This is a genomic window from Pseudomonas sp. SP16.1 (assembly GCF_052682975.1).
In genome coordinates this window covers 3142264-3156724 of sequence record NZ_JBQYFZ010000001.1, presented here as the reverse complement: position 1 = coordinate 3156724, position 14461 = coordinate 3142264, and the positions used below count along the sequence as shown (strand labels likewise).

Sequence of the window (14461 nt, the reverse complement as noted above, 5' to 3'; positions counted from 1 at the left end):
GAGTGCCGCCCAGCGCAGCGCCACCCGGCCGGTCCCACCGATAGCGGCAGATTATGCGTGGCGCGACACTGGTTCGCAGCAAGGCGTCTCGCGACGGAACCGCAACAGGCGCTCGCGCCGCTCCCCCTCTTCCTGAAAGATCGGATCGATAGCGCTCCTGGCCTATGGAGCCTGCGGTCCGCCGCTCGTGGGCTTCCCGCACCCGCGCAGTCTCGGCCATGACGGGGTCGCCGCCATTTCACGCTGTGCCGGTGCCGGCCCGCAAGCGCCTCGAGCTCGTGTGCGGTCATTGCCGGCGCGGTGACCCGCCGGGGGCGACCTTGGAGCATGTCCGAACAAATGTTGTTTTATTACTACATAATCCCTTGATCGCTCGAATTTTTAGGAGTATCAATAGCTGATATTTTTACTAAAACAACTTTTCTTCTTTGCGCACGGCAATTTCCGGGTTTCGATCCGGCGTGCGAGGTCGAGAGGTGTTCGCCATGCAGGGACTGTCGGGCGGTTGTGCCGGCTGTCGCGCGGGCGGGGCGTGGGTAGGCCGATGGCGGTCCCTGTCCTGTGCGGAAAACAGGTCTTTACGAGGGTTTGAACTGTGCAACGAAGAACAAAAATAGTGGCCACCCTGGGCCCGGCCACCGAGAGCCCCGAGGCGATCGAGGGGCTGGTGCTAGCCGGTGTCGACGTGGTGCGCCTGAACTTCTCCCACGGCAGCGCCGCCGAACACATCGCCCGGGCCCGCCTGGTGCGCGAGATGGCGCGCAAGCACGGGCGTTTCGTCGCCGTGCTGGGCGATCTGCAGGGGCCGAAGATCCGCATTGCGCGTTTCGCCCAGGGCCGGGTGCAGTTGCGCAAGGGCCAGGCCTTCGCCCTCGATGCCGCGCTGGACAAGCAGGCCGGTGACGAGCAAGCGGTGGGTATCGACTACGAGGAGCTGATCGGCGACAGCCGTCCCGGCGACATCCTGCTGCTCGACGACGGGCGCATCGAGCTCGAGGTCAAGCGTGTCGAGGCGACTCGGCTGCTCTGCGAGGTGCTGGTCGGCGGGGCGCTGTCGAACAACAAGGGCATCAACCGCAAGGGCGGCGGTCTGTCGGCGGCGGCGCTGACCGACAAGGACCGCGAGGACATCCTCACCGCCGCCGAGATGCAGGTCGACTACCTGGCGGTGTCCTTCCCGCGCGATGCCGCCGACATCCAGCTGGCGCGCCGCCTGTTGCGCGAGGCGGGCGGCGAGGCCGGACTGATCGCCAAGATCGAGCGGGCCGAGACGGTCAACGACCTGCAGGTGCTGGAGGCGATCATCGAGGCCTCCGACGGGGTGATGGTGGCGCGCGGCGACCTTGGTGTGGAGATCGGCGATGCCGAGCTGGTGGCGGTACAGAAGCTGATCATCGAGCGCGCCCGCAGCCTCAACCGGGTGGTGATCACCGCGACGCAGATGATGGAGTCGATGATCAGCCAGCCGCTGCCGACCCGTGCCGAGGTGTTCGACGTGGCCAACGCCGTGCTCGATGGCACCGATGCGGTGATGCTCTCGGCCGAGACCGCGGCCGGCGCCTACCCGATCGAGACGGTCGAGGCCATGTGCCGGGTCGTGGTCGGGGCGGAGAAGCACCCGCTGGCGCATCGCTCGCGCCATCGCATGGACGAGGTGTTCCACAAGATCGACGAGTCGATCGCCATGGCGGCGATGTACGCGGCCAACCACCTGCACGGGGTCAAGGCGATCATCTGCATGACCGAGAGCGGCGACACGCCGCGGCTGATGTCGCGGATCCGCTCGCACCTGCCGATCTACGCCTTCTCGCGCAACCCGCGCACCCAGAACCGGGTCGCCCTGTTCCGCGGGGTGCAGACCATCCCATTCGACAGCGACGGTTTTCCCTTGGCCGAGGTCAACGCCCGCGCGGTCGACGAGCTGCTGCGCCGCGGCGTGGTGGCCGCCGGCGATCACGTGCTGATCTCGCGCGGCGACCATGCCAATGCCCAGGGCGGCACCAATTGCCTGCGGGTGATCCGCGTCGGCGACAACGTTTGTTAGGAGGCCCCATGAATACCCCGATCCAGTCCGCTGGCCGCGTACCGGCCGGCGAATCCGACTGGCCGCGCGACTTCGATTTTCGCGAAGCCTATGCCGAGCAGCGCGAACTGCTCGCCGCTGCGCCCGTCGATCCAACCACTGCAGCTGTTTCCACCGAGAGCGAAGGCAATGACTGATACCCGTATCCAGCAAGTGACCGCCCGCGAGATCCTCGACTCGCGCGGCAACCCGACCGTCGAAGCCGTGGTGACCTTGGCCGGTGGCGCGGTCGGCGTCGCCAGCGTGCCGTCCGGCGCTTCCACCGGCAGCCGCGAGGCGCTGGAGCTGCGCGACGGTGGCGAGCGCTACCTGGGCAAGGGCGTGCAGCGCGCGGTGGCCAACGTCAAGGGGGCGATCCGCGAGCGCGTGCTCGGCCTGGATGCGCTGAACCAGCGCGAGCTGGACGCGGCGATGATCGCCCTGGACGGCAGCGAGAGCAAAAGCGTGCTGGGCGCCAATGCCATCCTCGCGGTGTCGCTGGCCAGTGCCAAGGCCGCCGCCGCGGCGCAGGACATGCCGCTGTACGAGCACCTGGCGGCGCTGTACGGCCAGCCGGAGCGGTTCAGCTTGCCGGTACCGATGATGAACATCATCAATGGCGGCGAACATGCCGACAACAACGTCGACATCCAGGAGTTCATGATCCAGCCGATTGGCGCCGGCTCCTTCGCCGAGGCGCTGCGCATGGGCGCGGAGGTCTTCCATGCGCTCAAGCAGGTGCTCGGCGAGCGCGGCCTGAGCACCGCGGTGGGTGACGAAGGCGGCTTCGCGCCCTCGCTGGCCAGCAACGAGGAGGCGCTGGTGGTCATCCAGCAGGCGGTGGTGCGCGCCGGCTACGAGCTGGGCAAGGACATCAGTCTGGCGCTGGACTGCGCCGCCTCCGAGTTCTACCGCGACGGTCGCTACGTGCTGTCCGGCGAGGGCAAGAGCTTCGATTCCGCCGGCTTCGCCGACTACCTGGCCGGGCTGTGCGAGCGTTACCCGATCGCCTCGATCGAGGACGGCATGGATGAGAGCGACTGGGACGGCTGGGCCTACCTGACCGAGAAACTGGGCAAGCGCGTGCAACTGGTCGGCGACGACCTGTTCGTCACCAACAGCCAGATTCTCAAGGAGGGCATCGCGCGCGGCATCGGCAACTCGATCCTGATCAAGTTCAACCAGATCGGCAGCCTCAGCGAGACCCTCGACGCCATCCGCATGGCCCAGGATGCCGGGTACACCGCGGTGATCTCGCACCGCTCCGGCGAGACCGAGGACACCACCATCGCCGACCTGGCGGTGGCCACCAGCGCCGGGCAGATCAAGACCGGTTCGCTGTGTCGCACCGACCGGGTCGGCAAGTACAACCAGCTGCTGCGCATCGAGCAGGCGCTGCAAGGCCGCGCCGCCTACCGCAGCGCTTCGATCTTCCCCCGGAGGAGCTGACGCCGTGAGCACCGCCAACCGTCTCGATCGCCTGTTCCCGACCCTGGACGAGATTCCCGAGCAGTACCGTCCCGGCGCGCCCATCGAGCAGCGCGACTACCTGGTCGATGGCCAACTGCGTACCTGGAACGGCCCGCTGGCGCCGGTGCGCAGCCCGGTATTCCTGGTCACCGCGCAGGGCGATGAGCAGGTGATCCTCGGCAGCACGCCGCTGCTCGATGCCGAGGCGGCGCTGGCCGCCCTGGACGCGGCGGTGCGCGCCTACGCCAACGGCCAGGGCGCCTGGCCAACCCTGCGCGTGGCCGAGCGCATCCGCCATGTCGAGGCGTTCCTCGCGCGCATGCGCGAGCAGCGCGAGGCGGTGGTCAAGCTGCTGATGTGGGAGATCGGCAAGAACCTCAAGGACTCGCAGAAGGAGTTCGACCGCACCTGCGACTACATAGTCGACACCATCGAGGCGCTCAAGGAACTGGACCGGCGCTCCAGCCGCTTCGAGCTGGAGCAGGACACGCTCGGCCAGATCCGCCGGGTGCCGCTGGGCGTGACCCTGTGCATGGGGCCCTACAACTACCCGCTGAACGAGACCTTCACCACCCTGATCCCGGCGCTGATCATGGGCAATACCGTGGTGTTCAAACCGGCCAAGTTCGGCGTGCTGCTGATCCGCCCGCTGCTCGAGGCGTTCCGCGACAGCTTCCCGGCCGGGGTGATCAACGTCATCTACGGCAGCGGCCGGGAGACCGTCAGCGCACTGATGGCCAGCGGCAAGGTCGACGTGTTCGCCTTCATCGGCACGCACAAGGGCGCCAGCGATCTGAAACGGCTGCACCCGCGTCCGCACCGCCTGCGTGCGGCGCTGGGCCTGGATGCGAAGAACCCGGGCATCGTGCTGCCCGAGGTCGATCTGGATAACGCCGTGAGCGAGGCGCTGACCGGGGCGCTGTCGTTCAACGGCCAGCGCTGCACGGCGCTGAAGATCCTCTTCGTGCACGAGGATGTGGTCGACAGCTTTCTCGACAAGTTCAGCGCCGGGCTGGCCGCGCTCAAGCCGGGCATGCCCTGGGAGCCCGGTGTGGCCCTGACGCCGCTGCCCGAGCCGGGCAAGAGCGAGTACCTGCGGGCCCTGCTGGCCGACGCCGTGGCCAAGGGCGCGCGGGTGGTCAATGCCGGCGGCGGTGAGTCGCGCCAGTCGTTCTTCTATCCGGCGCTGCTCTACCCGGTGCGCGCCGACATGCGCCTGTACCAGGAGGAGCAGTTCGGTCCGCTGGTGCCGGTGGTGCCTTACCGCGACCTGCAGACGGTGATCGACTACGTGCTGGAGTCCGACTACGGCCAGCAGCTGAGCATCTTCGGCAGCGACTCGGCCCAGGTCGGCCGGCTGGTCGACGCCTTCGCCAACCAGGTGGGGCGGATCAACATCAACGCCCAGTGTCAGCGCGGGCCGGACAGCTTCCCGTTCAACGGCCGCAAGAACTCGGCCGAGGGCACGCTGTCGGTGCACGACGCGCTGCGCGTGTTCTCCATCCGTACCCTGGTGGCGACCAGGTTCCAGGCCAGCAACAAGGAACTGGTCAGCGAGATCATCCGCAACCGCGAATCGAGCTTCCTGACCACCGACTACATCTTCTGAGAGGGCGCCGATGGCCACCCGAACCCTGATCATTCTCGACGGCATCGGCCTGCGCCAGGAGGCCGAGGCCAATGCCCTGGCCGCGGCGCGCACGCCGACCCTGGACGCACTGTTCGCCCGCTACCCGCACAGCCGCATCGCCACCTCGGGCCTGGCCGTCGGCCTGCCCGAGGGGCAGATGGGCAATTCCGAGGTCGGCCATATGAACCTCGGCGCCGGGCGGGTGGTGTACCAGAGCTTCACGCGGATCAACCGGGCCATCGCCGATGGCGAGTTTGCCGCCAATCCGGCGCTGGTCGAACTGCTCGACGGTGCGCGGCGCCGCGGCGGTGCGGTGCACCTGCTCGGCCTGCTGTCACCGGGCGGGGTGCACAGCCACACCGAGCAGATCATCGCCGCTTGCCGGGTGCTGGCCGAGCGCGGCATAGAGCGCTTCTACGTGCATGCCTTCCTCGATGGCCGCGATACCCCGCCGCAGAGCGCCGGGCCCTTCATCGCGCAGCTGCAGGCCGAGCTGGATGCGCTGGGCAAGGGGCGCATTGCCTCGCTGATCGGCCGCTACTATGCGATGGATCGCGACAACCGCTGGGAGCGGATCGAGGCGGCCCACCGGCTGATCGTCGAGGGGGGCGCCGAGTTCCGGGCGGCCACGGCCGAGGCCGGCCTGCAGCAGGCCTATGGCCGCGGCGAGTCGGACGAGTTCGTCAAGGCTACCGGCATCGGCGAGCCGGTCGCGCTGGCGGCGGAGGATGCGCTGATCTTCATGAACTTCCGTCCCGACCGCGCGCGGCAGTTGTGTCAGGCGCTGGTCGATCCGGCCTTCGTCGGTTTCGCCCGCTCGCGCCTGGTCGACAAGCGCCGGCTGCTGACCCTGACCCGTTACTCGCAGCAGCTGGACGGGCCCTGCGCCTTCGCCCCGCAGGCGCTCGACAACAGCCTCGGCGAATACCTGGCCGGGCTGGGCAAGACCCAGCTGCGCATCGCCGAGACGGAGAAGTACGCGCACGTCACCTTCTTCTTCAACGGCGGGCGCGAGCAGCCGTTCGCCGGTGAGGAGCGCATCCTGATCCCGTCGCCGGACGTCGCCTCCTATGACCTGCAGCCGCAGATGAGCGCGCCCGAGCTGACCGCGCGGCTGGTCGAGGCGATCCGGGAGCGGCGCTTCGACCTGATCGTGTGCAACTACGCCAACGGTGACATGGTCGGCCATACCGGTAGCTTCGATGCGGCGGTGCGCGCCGTGGAGGCGCTGGACGCCTGTCTGGCCGAGGTGGTCGAGGCGACCCTGGCGGCCGGTGGCGAGTGCCTGATCAGCGCCGACCACGGCAATGTCGAGCAGATGTGCGACGCCGAATCGGGCCAGGCGCATACCGCGCACACCCTCAATCCGGTGCCGCTGATCCTGGTCAGCGGGCGGGCCGGGCAGTTCGCCCTCAGCGATGGCCGGTTGTGCGACATCGCGCCGACCTTGCTGGAGCTGATGGACCTGCCGGTGCCGGCGGAGATGGATGGGCAGTCGTTGCTGATGAGCGGTTAAGAGCCTGTCGGCCCGTGGCGGGAGGGGCGTCATGCGCACCGCCCCGCCGTCGCTGGATCGCTAGAGCGGTTCCTCGCCCGCCGGATAACGGCTGGCGGTGAGGCTTTCCTTGATCTTGCGCAGGTGCGGCTGGAAGTCCACGCCGCGGCGCAGGGTCACGCCGGTGGCGAGCACGTCGAGTACGGTGAGCTGGATGATGCGCGAGGTCATCGGCATGTAGATGTCGGTGTCTTCCGGCAGCGGGATGTCCAGGCTGAGGGTGCTGATCTGCGCCAGCGGCGAGCCGGCGGCGGTCAGACCGAGCACCGAGGCGCCGTTCTCCCGCGCCAGGCGCGCCACCTCCACCAGCTCGCGGGTGCGCCCGGTGTAGGAGATGATCACGAACAGGTCGCCGGTGTGCGCCACCGAGGCGATCATGCGCTGCATCAGCACGTCGGAGTGCGCCGACACCGCCAGATTGAAGCGGAAGAACTTGTGCTGCGCGTCCAGCGCCACCGAGGCCGAGGCGCCGAGGCCGAAGAAGTGGATCTGCCGTGCCTGGATCAGCAGGTCGACGGCGCGGCTGATCAGCTGCGGGTCGAGCGACTGGCAGGCGCTGTCCAGCGAGGTGATGGCGCTACCGAAGATCTTGCGGGTATAGGCCTCGGGGCCATCGTCGGCCGATACCGCCTGGCTGACGTAGGCGGCGCCGCTGGCCAGGCTCTGCGCCAGCTGCATCTTCAGCTCGGGGTAGCCGTTGACGCCGAACGAGCGGCAGAAGCGATTGACCGTCGGCTCGCTGACCTGGGCGGCCTGGGCCAGGGCGGCGATGCTCAGGCGGGTGGCCTGCTGCGGGTCGTGCAGGATCACCTCGGCCACCTTGCGTTCGGCCTTGTTCAGGTCGTCGAGGCGGCTCTGGATCTGTTCCAGCAGGTTGCGCACGCGGTCCATAGGGGCTCCTAACAGGCTTGGCGCCGTCGCGGCAGGCGCTGGCGACGGGCGGAAAAATGGCTGGCCTATCCTACTGATGAGGCCCGGTGGCCACCACTGCTTATCCGCATAATGGAAAAATGTTGTTGTTATTACAACATTTGTTCTTGCTTTAACCGCTGCTACCCGGTATTTCTAGTGCATCTTGATAGAAGAACAAACATCATGGCCGCGATAAAACTCGAATCCTGCACCTTTGCCCTGTTCGGCGCCCTCGGCGACCTGGCTCTGCGCAAGCTGTTCCCTGCGCTGTACCAGCTCGATCGCGCCGGATTGCTCCATGACGACAGCCGCATCCTCGCCCTGGCCCGCGAAGCCGGCGAGCCGCAGCGCCACCTGGCCGCCATCGAACAGGCCCTGCGCCTGCACGTGCCGGCCAAGGAGCTGGAGGAGGGCGTGCTGGCGCGCTTCCAGGCGCGCCTGCACTACCTGACCATGGATTTCCTCCAGGCCGAGGACTACCTGGCGCTGGCCGAGCTGGCCGGCAGCCAGGACCAGCTGATCGCCTACTTCGCCACCCCGGCCTCGGTATACGGCGGCATCTGCGCCAACCTGGCGGCGGTGGGCCTGGCCGAGCGCGCCCGGGTGGTGCTGGAGAAGCCGATCGGCCACGACCTGGCCTCCTCGCGCGCGGTCAACGACGCGGTGGCGCAGGTGTTCCCGGAGAACCGCGTCTATCGCATCGACCACTACCTGGGCAAGGAGACGGTGCAGAACCTGATCGCCCTGCGCTTCGCCAACAGCCTGTTCGAGACCCAGTGGAACCAGAACCACATCTCCCACGTGGAAATCACCGTGGCCGAGAAGGTCGGCATCGAAGGGCGCTGGGGCTACTTCGACCAGGCCGGGCAGCTGCGCGACATGATCCAGAACCACCTGCTGCAGCTGCTCTGCCTGATCGCCATGGACCCGCCCAGCGACCTCTCCGCCGACAGCATCCGCGACGAGAAGGTCAAGGTGCTCAAGGCCCTGGAGCCGATCAGCGCCGAGCACCTCGGCCAGCGCGTGGTGCGCGGCCAGTACGTCGCCGGCAGCGCCGACGGCCGGCCGGTGCCGGGCTACCTGGAGGAGGAGAACTCCAATACCCGCAGCGATACCGAGACCTTCGTCGCCCTGCGCGCCGACATCCGCAACTGGCGCTGGGCCGGCGTGCCCTTCTACCTGCGCACCGGCAAGCGCATGCCGCAGAAGCTGTCGCAGATCGTCATCCACTTCAAGGCGCCGCCGCACTACATATTCGCCCCGGAGCAGCGCCAGCTGATCGGCAACAAGCTGATCATCCGCCTGCAGCCGGACGAGGGCATCGCCCTGCAGGTGCTGACCAAGGACCAGGGGCTGGACAAGGGCATGCAGCTGCGCAGTGGTCCGCTGCAGCTGAGTTTCTCCGACACCTACCGCAGCGCACGCATCCCCGATGCCTACGAACGTCTGCTGCTGGAGGTGATGCGCGGCAACCAGAACCTGTTCGTGCGCAAGGACGAAATCGAATACGCCTGGCAGTGGTGCGACCAGCTGATCGCCGGCTGGAAGCAACTCGGCGAGGCGCCGAAACCCTATACCGCGGGCAGCTGGGGGCCGATGGCCTCGGTGGCGCTGATCACTCGCGACGGCAGGAGTTGGTATGGCGATCTCTGATCTCGAGCTGCCCACGGGCGTCACCGCCCGCAGCCACGCCACGGCCGAGAGCCTGGCCGATGCCCAGGCCCTGCGCGTGGCCGAGGCGCTGCGCCAGGCCATCGACAGCCGCGGCAGCGCCACCCTGGTGGTGTCCGGCGGGCGCAGCCCGGTGGCCTTCTTCGAGGCCCTGGCGCAGCAGCCGCTGCACTGGCGCCAGGTGCTGGTGAGCCTGGCCGACGAGCGCTGGGTGCCGGTCAACCATGCCAGCAGCAACGAGGCGCTGGTGCGCCGTCACCTGCTGCGCGGGCCGGCCGCCGAGGCGCAGTTCCTCGGTCTGTACCGGGTCGCCGGCAACCTGGAGCAGGCCGCCGAGCTGGCCGACGCGGCCTTCGCCGAACTGCCGCCGATCGACGTGCTGGTGCTCGGCATGGGCGACGACGGCCACACCGCCTCGCTGTTCCCGGGCAACCCCAATCTCGACCTGGCGCTGCGCCCCGATTGCCCGCGCCGGGTGCTGCCGATGCAGGCGCCGAGCCAGCCGGCGCAGCGCCTGACCCTGACCCTGCCGCTGCTGGCCGGCGCGCGCCTGCCGCTGCTGGCGATCCAGGGCCAGGCCAAGCTGGCCACCCTGGCCGAGGCGTTGGCGCCGGGCGAGGTGGCCAGCCTGCCGATCCGCGCCTTCCTGCATTCCCCTCTCGAAATCTACTGGTGCCCCTGACATGACCAGCCCCAATCCAGGCCAGCGCGCGCGCATGGCCGAACACATCGCCGAGATCGACCGCATCTGCGCCCAGGCGCGGATCATGCCGGTGATCACCATCGCCCGCGAGGCGGACATCCTGCCGCTGGCCGACGCCCTGGCCGCCGGCGGTCTGCGTGTGCTCGAGGTGACCCTGCGTTCCGAGCACGGCCTGGAGGCAATCCGCCGCCTGCGCGCCGAGCGCCCGGAGCTGTGCGTCGGCGCCGGCACCGTGCTCGACGAGCAGATGCTGGCCGCCGCCATCGATGCCGGCGCGCAGTTCATCGTCACCCCGGGCAGCACCCGCGAGCTGCTGCTGGCCGCCCTGGACAGCCCGGTGCCGCTGTTGCCGGGGGTGAGCAGCGCCTCCGAACTGATGGTCGGCTACGCCCTCGGCTATCGCCGCTTCAAGCTGTTCCCGGCCGAGGTGTGCGGCGGTGTCGCCGCGCTCAAGGCGCTTTCCGGCCCCTTTGGCGGCGTGCGTTTCTGCCCCACCGGCGGCATCACGCCGGACAACCTGCAGCGCTACATGGCGCAGCCCAACGTGATGTGCGTCGGCGGCACCTGGATGTTCCAGCGCGAATGGGTCGAACGCGGAGATTGGGCGCGCATCCAGCAGTGCAGCACCGAGGCGTTGCAGTTGTTGGGTTGATAGGGCGGCGGCGCAGACTCGACCGGGCAACGGTCAATCGCCACGCGCCGCCACCGACTCTGTAGGGTGCGTCGTGCGCACCACTGATTACCTGGAATCCTCCTATGACCGCATTTCCGCTGCAGCAGCCGCTGCTGCTGGGCATGATGCGCCTGCTCGAATGCGCCGAGCTGGATACCCCGCAGGCGCTGCTGGGCTTTATCGAACGCTGTGTGGAGCGCGGCCTGAACGGCTTCGACCATGCCGATATCTACGGCCTGGGCGAATGCGAGGTGCGCTTCGGCGCGGCGCTGCGTCTGCGTCCGCAGTTGCGCGCGCAGCTGCAGCTGATCGGCAAGGCCGATATCGTGCCGGCGGCGCAGGACGTTTCGCGCTGGCGGGTCAAGCACTACGACAGCAGCGCCGGCTACCTGACCCGGGCAGTGGAGGCCTCGCTGCAGCGCCTGGGCGTCGAGCAGCTGCACGGCTTTTTGCTGCATCGCCCCGATCCGCTGCTGCAGGTCGAGGAGGTGGCGCGGGCACTGCAGGCGTTGGTCGAGGCCGGCAAGGTCGGCTGGATCGGGCTGTCCAATGCCGAGCCGCTGCACTGGCAGGTGCTGGGGCGCGAGTTGCCGCTGCGCTGCAACCAGATCGAGCTGTCGCTGGCCGCCCAGCAGGCCGCCTGGGATGGTCGCCTGCAGGCGCTGCAGACCGATGGGTTGCAGGTGCTGGCCTGGTCGCCGCTGGCCGGCGGCCGCTTCGCCCCGGCGCTGCAGCAGGCGCTGGAGGCGGTTGCCGCGGCGCTGCAGGCGACGCCGATGCAAGTCGCCCTGGCCTGGCTGCGCCGCCTGCCGGGACGGCCGCTGCCGATCTTGGGCAGCCTGCGCGAGGCGCGGATCGAGGAGGCCCTGGCCGGCGCCGAGCTGCAGCTGGACGCACCGACCTGGTTCCATCTGGCCGAGGCGGCGCGCGGCGTCAGGGCGCCCTGACGCCAGACATATCCGCAGTTGCCGCAGATCATGACCCGGCCGCCGCGAGTCGCCTATGCTGTCGGCTCCTTCAGTTCGGGAAGCCGGGCATGCCCTCCAACCCTACAGTCGATGTGCTGATCGTCGGCGGCGGCCAGGCCGCCCTGTCGGTCGCCTATTTCCTGCGGCGCACGCCGCTGTCGTTCCTGATCCTCGACGCCGAGCAGGGGCCTGGTGGCGCCTGGCGCCATGGCTGGGATTCGCTGCGGCTGTTCTCCCCGGCAACCTGGAGCTCCATCGCCGGCTGGATGATGCCGCCGGTGGCCGATACCTACCCCGGCCGCGACCACGTGCTGAGCTACCTGGCCGAGTACGAGCGGCGCTACCGGCTGCCGGTGCAACGCCCGGTGTGGGTCGAGGCGCTCTCGCGCGACGGCGACCGGCTGTTGGCACGCGCCGCCGATGGCCGGCAATGGCGGGCGCGGGCGGTGGTCAGCGCCACCGGCACCTGGCGTTCCCCCTATGTCCCCGAGTACCCCGGCGCCGAGCTGTTCGCCGGGCGCCAGCTGCATTCGGCGGATTATGTCGAGCCACAGGCCTTCGCCGGCCAGCGGGTGCTGGTGGTGGGCGGCGGCAACTCCGGGGCGCAGATCCTCGCCGAGCTGTCGAAGGTGGCCGAGACCACCTGGGTGACGCCGAGCGAGCCGCTGTTCTTGCCCGACGATGTCGACGGCCGGGTGCTGTTCGAGCGCGCCACCGAGCGTTGGAAGGCGCAGCAGCAGGGGCGGGTGATCGAGCAGCCGGTGGGTGGCCTGGGCGACGTGGTGATGGTGCCGCCGGTGCGCGAGGCGCGCGAACGCGGCATGCTGCACGCGGTGCGGCCGTTCGTGCGGTTCACCGAGCACGGCGTGGTCTGGGTCGACGGCAGCGAGTCGGCGGTGGATGCTGTGATCTGGTGCACCGGCTTTCGCCCGGCGCTCGGCCACCTCGCGCCGCTCGGCGTGCTCAACGAGGAGGGCAGGGTGGATGTCAGCGGTACCCGTGCGCAGCGGGAGCCGGCGCTGTGGCTGGTGGGCTACGGCGAATGGACCGGCGCGGCCTCGGCGACGCTGATCGGCGTCGCGCGTACCGCGCGCAGCACGGTAGAGGAGATCCTCGCCTGCCTGGCGCCCGAAGCGGAGCGTTGATCCCGGTCATCCGGACCTGGCTCCTAGCGGACTAAGCTGGAAACACTCCGTCCGCGAGGCTGCGCCATGACGCCCAACCCTCCCGCACCATCCGGCCTGGGCCAGCACCTGCTGGCCTTCTGGCGCGCGCAGCCTGGCGAGGCGCGTCTGGCGCTGGGCATGTGCGCGCTGTTTCTGCTGATCTTCTTCCTGCCGGTGGGCCAGCCGCGTTTCGACAACGCGGTGCTCGAGGGGCTGAGCCTGGTGCGCTGGTACGCCCGCGAGCACGTGATCCTGTGCCTGCTGCCGGCCTTCGTCATCGCCGGTGCCATGGCCGTCTACATCAGTCAGGGCGCGGTGATGAAGCACCTCGGGCCGCAGGCGCCGAAGCCGCTGGCCTTCACCGTCGCCTCGGTGGCCGGCACCCTGCTGGCGGTCTGTTCCTGCACCGTGCTGCCGCTGTTCGGCGGCATCTACCGCCGCGGCGCCGGCCTGGGCGCGGCCATCGCCTTTCTCTATGCGGGGCCGGCGATCAACGTCATGGCCATAGTGGTCACCGCCAAGGTGCTGGGGGCCGAGCTGGGCATCGCCCGGGCGCTGGGGGCGATCGGCTTCGCCCTGGTGATCGGCGCGGCGATGCACCTGCTCTACCGCCGCGAGGAAGCGGCGCGGGCGACCAGGGACGCGCGGGGCTTCGGCGAGACGGATGACGGCCATCCGCTGGGCGACGTGGTGGCCCTGTTCGGCCTGATGCTGGGCATCCTGGTGTTCGCCAACTGGGCGCCTGCCGACAGTGGCGCATGGATGCTGATCCATGCCTGGAAATGGCCGGTCACCGCGCTGCTGGCGGCGCTGCTCGGCTGGCTGCTGGTGCTTCGCTGGCATTGGTCGCCACGCCCGCTATTGCTGATTGCGGCGCTGATCGCGCTGGTGGCGGTGGCCACCCCCGCCTGGCCCGAGCTGGCCATGGTCATCGGCATCGCCGGGCTGATGCTGCAGGCCAGCCGCGAGAATGACGCGGGCCGCGAGTGGGTCGGGCAGAGCTGGGACTTCACCAAGCAGATCATGCCGCTGCTGCTCGGCGGCGTACTGATCGCCGGCCTGCTGCTCGGCCGCCCCGGCCATGAAGGGCTGATCCCCGCAAGCTGGGTGGTGGCGGCGGTGGGCGACAACAGCCTGGCCTCGACCCTGCTGGCGGCGCTGCTGGGCGCCTTCATGTACTTCTCCACCCTGACCGAGGTGCCGATAGTCGAGGGCCTGCTCGGGGCGGGGATGGGCAAGGGCCCGGCGCTGGCCATCCTGCTCGCCGGGCCGGCGCTGTCGCTGCCCAACATGCTGGTGATCCGCACCGTGCTGGGGACCGAGAAGACCCTGGTGTACTGCGCGCTGGTGGTGGTGATGGCCACCCTCAGCGGCTATCTCTATGGCCAACTGATGTGAGGCAGAGGATGAAACTGACGATCTATGGTTCCGGCTGCGCCAAGTGCCAGCAACTGACCGCCAACGCCGAGGCGGCTGCGCGCCGGCTGGGCCTCGCGTTCGAGGTGGAGAAGGTCACCGAGCTGAACGCCATCATCGACGCCGGGGCCATGCGTACCCCGGCGCTGGCGGTGGACGACGAGATCCTGGTCGAGGGCAAGGTGCCGAGCAGCGACGAGATCCAGACGCTGCTCGGCTGAGCGGGCGGGAGTCG

Annotated in this window: 13 protein-coding genes; 12 read left to right on the top strand and 1 reads right to left on the bottom strand. The window is 69.1% G+C overall.

The genetic code is table 11. The features are described from left to right. Positions 1-595 precede the first annotated feature (595 nt). The 5 genes from pyk to gpmI are packed head-to-tail and all read left to right on the top strand — an operon-like array spanning position 596 to position 6678. Positions 596-2044, top strand: a complete 1449-nt coding sequence (gene pyk / locus ACUTAF_RS15045; protein WP_445580707.1) for a pyruvate kinase — start codon at positions 596-598, stop codon at positions 2042-2044. An 8-nt stretch (positions 2045-2052) separates the two neighbouring features. After that, on the top strand, positions 2053-2220 hold the full coding sequence (locus ACUTAF_RS15040; RefSeq protein ID WP_445580706.1) for a hypothetical protein: 168 nt from the start codon (positions 2053-2055) through the stop codon (positions 2218-2220). After that, complete coding sequence (gene eno / locus ACUTAF_RS15035) at positions 2213-3511, top strand: phosphopyruvate hydratase (RefSeq protein ID WP_445580705.1); 1299 nt, start codon at positions 2213-2215, stop codon at positions 3509-3511. Before ACUTAF_RS15040 ends, eno begins: the two co-directional genes overlap by 8 nt. A gap of 4 nt (positions 3512-3515) precedes the next feature. Then, positions 3516-5141, top strand: a complete 1626-nt coding sequence (locus tag ACUTAF_RS15030) for an NADP-dependent glyceraldehyde-3-phosphate dehydrogenase (RefSeq protein WP_445580704.1) — start codon at positions 3516-3518, stop codon at positions 5139-5141. Positions 5142-5151: 10 nt separating this feature from the next. Beyond that, positions 5152-6678 (top strand): 2,3-bisphosphoglycerate-independent phosphoglycerate mutase, encoded by a 1527-nt coding sequence (gene gpmI, locus ACUTAF_RS15025; protein ID WP_445580703.1) that lies wholly within the window; start codon positions 5152-5154, stop codon positions 6676-6678. Between the two features lie 60 nt (positions 6679-6738). Here gpmI and ACUTAF_RS15020 read toward each other — a convergent pair whose 3' ends face one another. Next, the gene (locus tag ACUTAF_RS15020) at positions 6739-7599 is read right to left on the bottom strand and encodes a MurR/RpiR family transcriptional regulator (protein WP_397496632.1); all 861 of its coding nucleotides are present in this window, start codon (positions 7597-7599) and stop codon (positions 6739-6741) included. A 213-nt stretch (positions 7600-7812) separates the two neighbouring features. Between ACUTAF_RS15020 and zwf the strand changes: the two genes are divergently transcribed. From zwf to ACUTAF_RS14985, 7 genes are all read left to right on the top strand, one after another. Beyond that, entirely contained in the window at positions 7813-9282 is a 1470-nt protein-coding gene (gene zwf / locus ACUTAF_RS15015) for a glucose-6-phosphate dehydrogenase (protein ID WP_445580702.1), read from the top strand. After that, on the top strand, positions 9269-9982 hold the full coding sequence (gene pgl, locus ACUTAF_RS15010) for a 6-phosphogluconolactonase (protein WP_445580701.1): 714 nt from the start codon (positions 9269-9271) through the stop codon (positions 9980-9982). Before zwf ends, pgl begins: the two co-directional genes overlap by 14 nt. Position 9983: 1 nt before the next feature. After that, entirely contained in the window at positions 9984-10655 is a 672-nt protein-coding gene (locus ACUTAF_RS15005; RefSeq protein ID WP_445580700.1) for a bifunctional 4-hydroxy-2-oxoglutarate aldolase/2-dehydro-3-deoxy-phosphogluconate aldolase, read from the top strand. A 104-nt stretch (positions 10656-10759) separates the two neighbouring features. Next, entirely contained in the window at positions 10760-11623 is an 864-nt protein-coding gene (locus ACUTAF_RS15000; protein WP_445580699.1) for an aldo/keto reductase, read from the top strand. Positions 11624-11712: 89 nt separating this feature from the next. Further along, complete coding sequence (locus tag ACUTAF_RS14995) at positions 11713-12789, top strand: ArsO family NAD(P)H-dependent flavin-containing monooxygenase (protein WP_445580698.1); 1077 nt, start codon at positions 11713-11715, stop codon at positions 12787-12789. A 66-nt stretch (positions 12790-12855) separates the two neighbouring features. Further along, on the top strand, positions 12856-14208 hold the full coding sequence (locus tag ACUTAF_RS14990) for a permease (RefSeq protein ID WP_445580697.1): 1353 nt from the start codon (positions 12856-12858) through the stop codon (positions 14206-14208). Positions 14209-14216: 8 nt separating this feature from the next. Beyond that, the gene (locus ACUTAF_RS14985) at positions 14217-14447 is read left to right on the top strand and encodes a thioredoxin family protein (protein WP_445580696.1); all 231 of its coding nucleotides are present in this window, start codon (positions 14217-14219) and stop codon (positions 14445-14447) included. Positions 14448-14461: the final 14 nt, after the last annotated feature.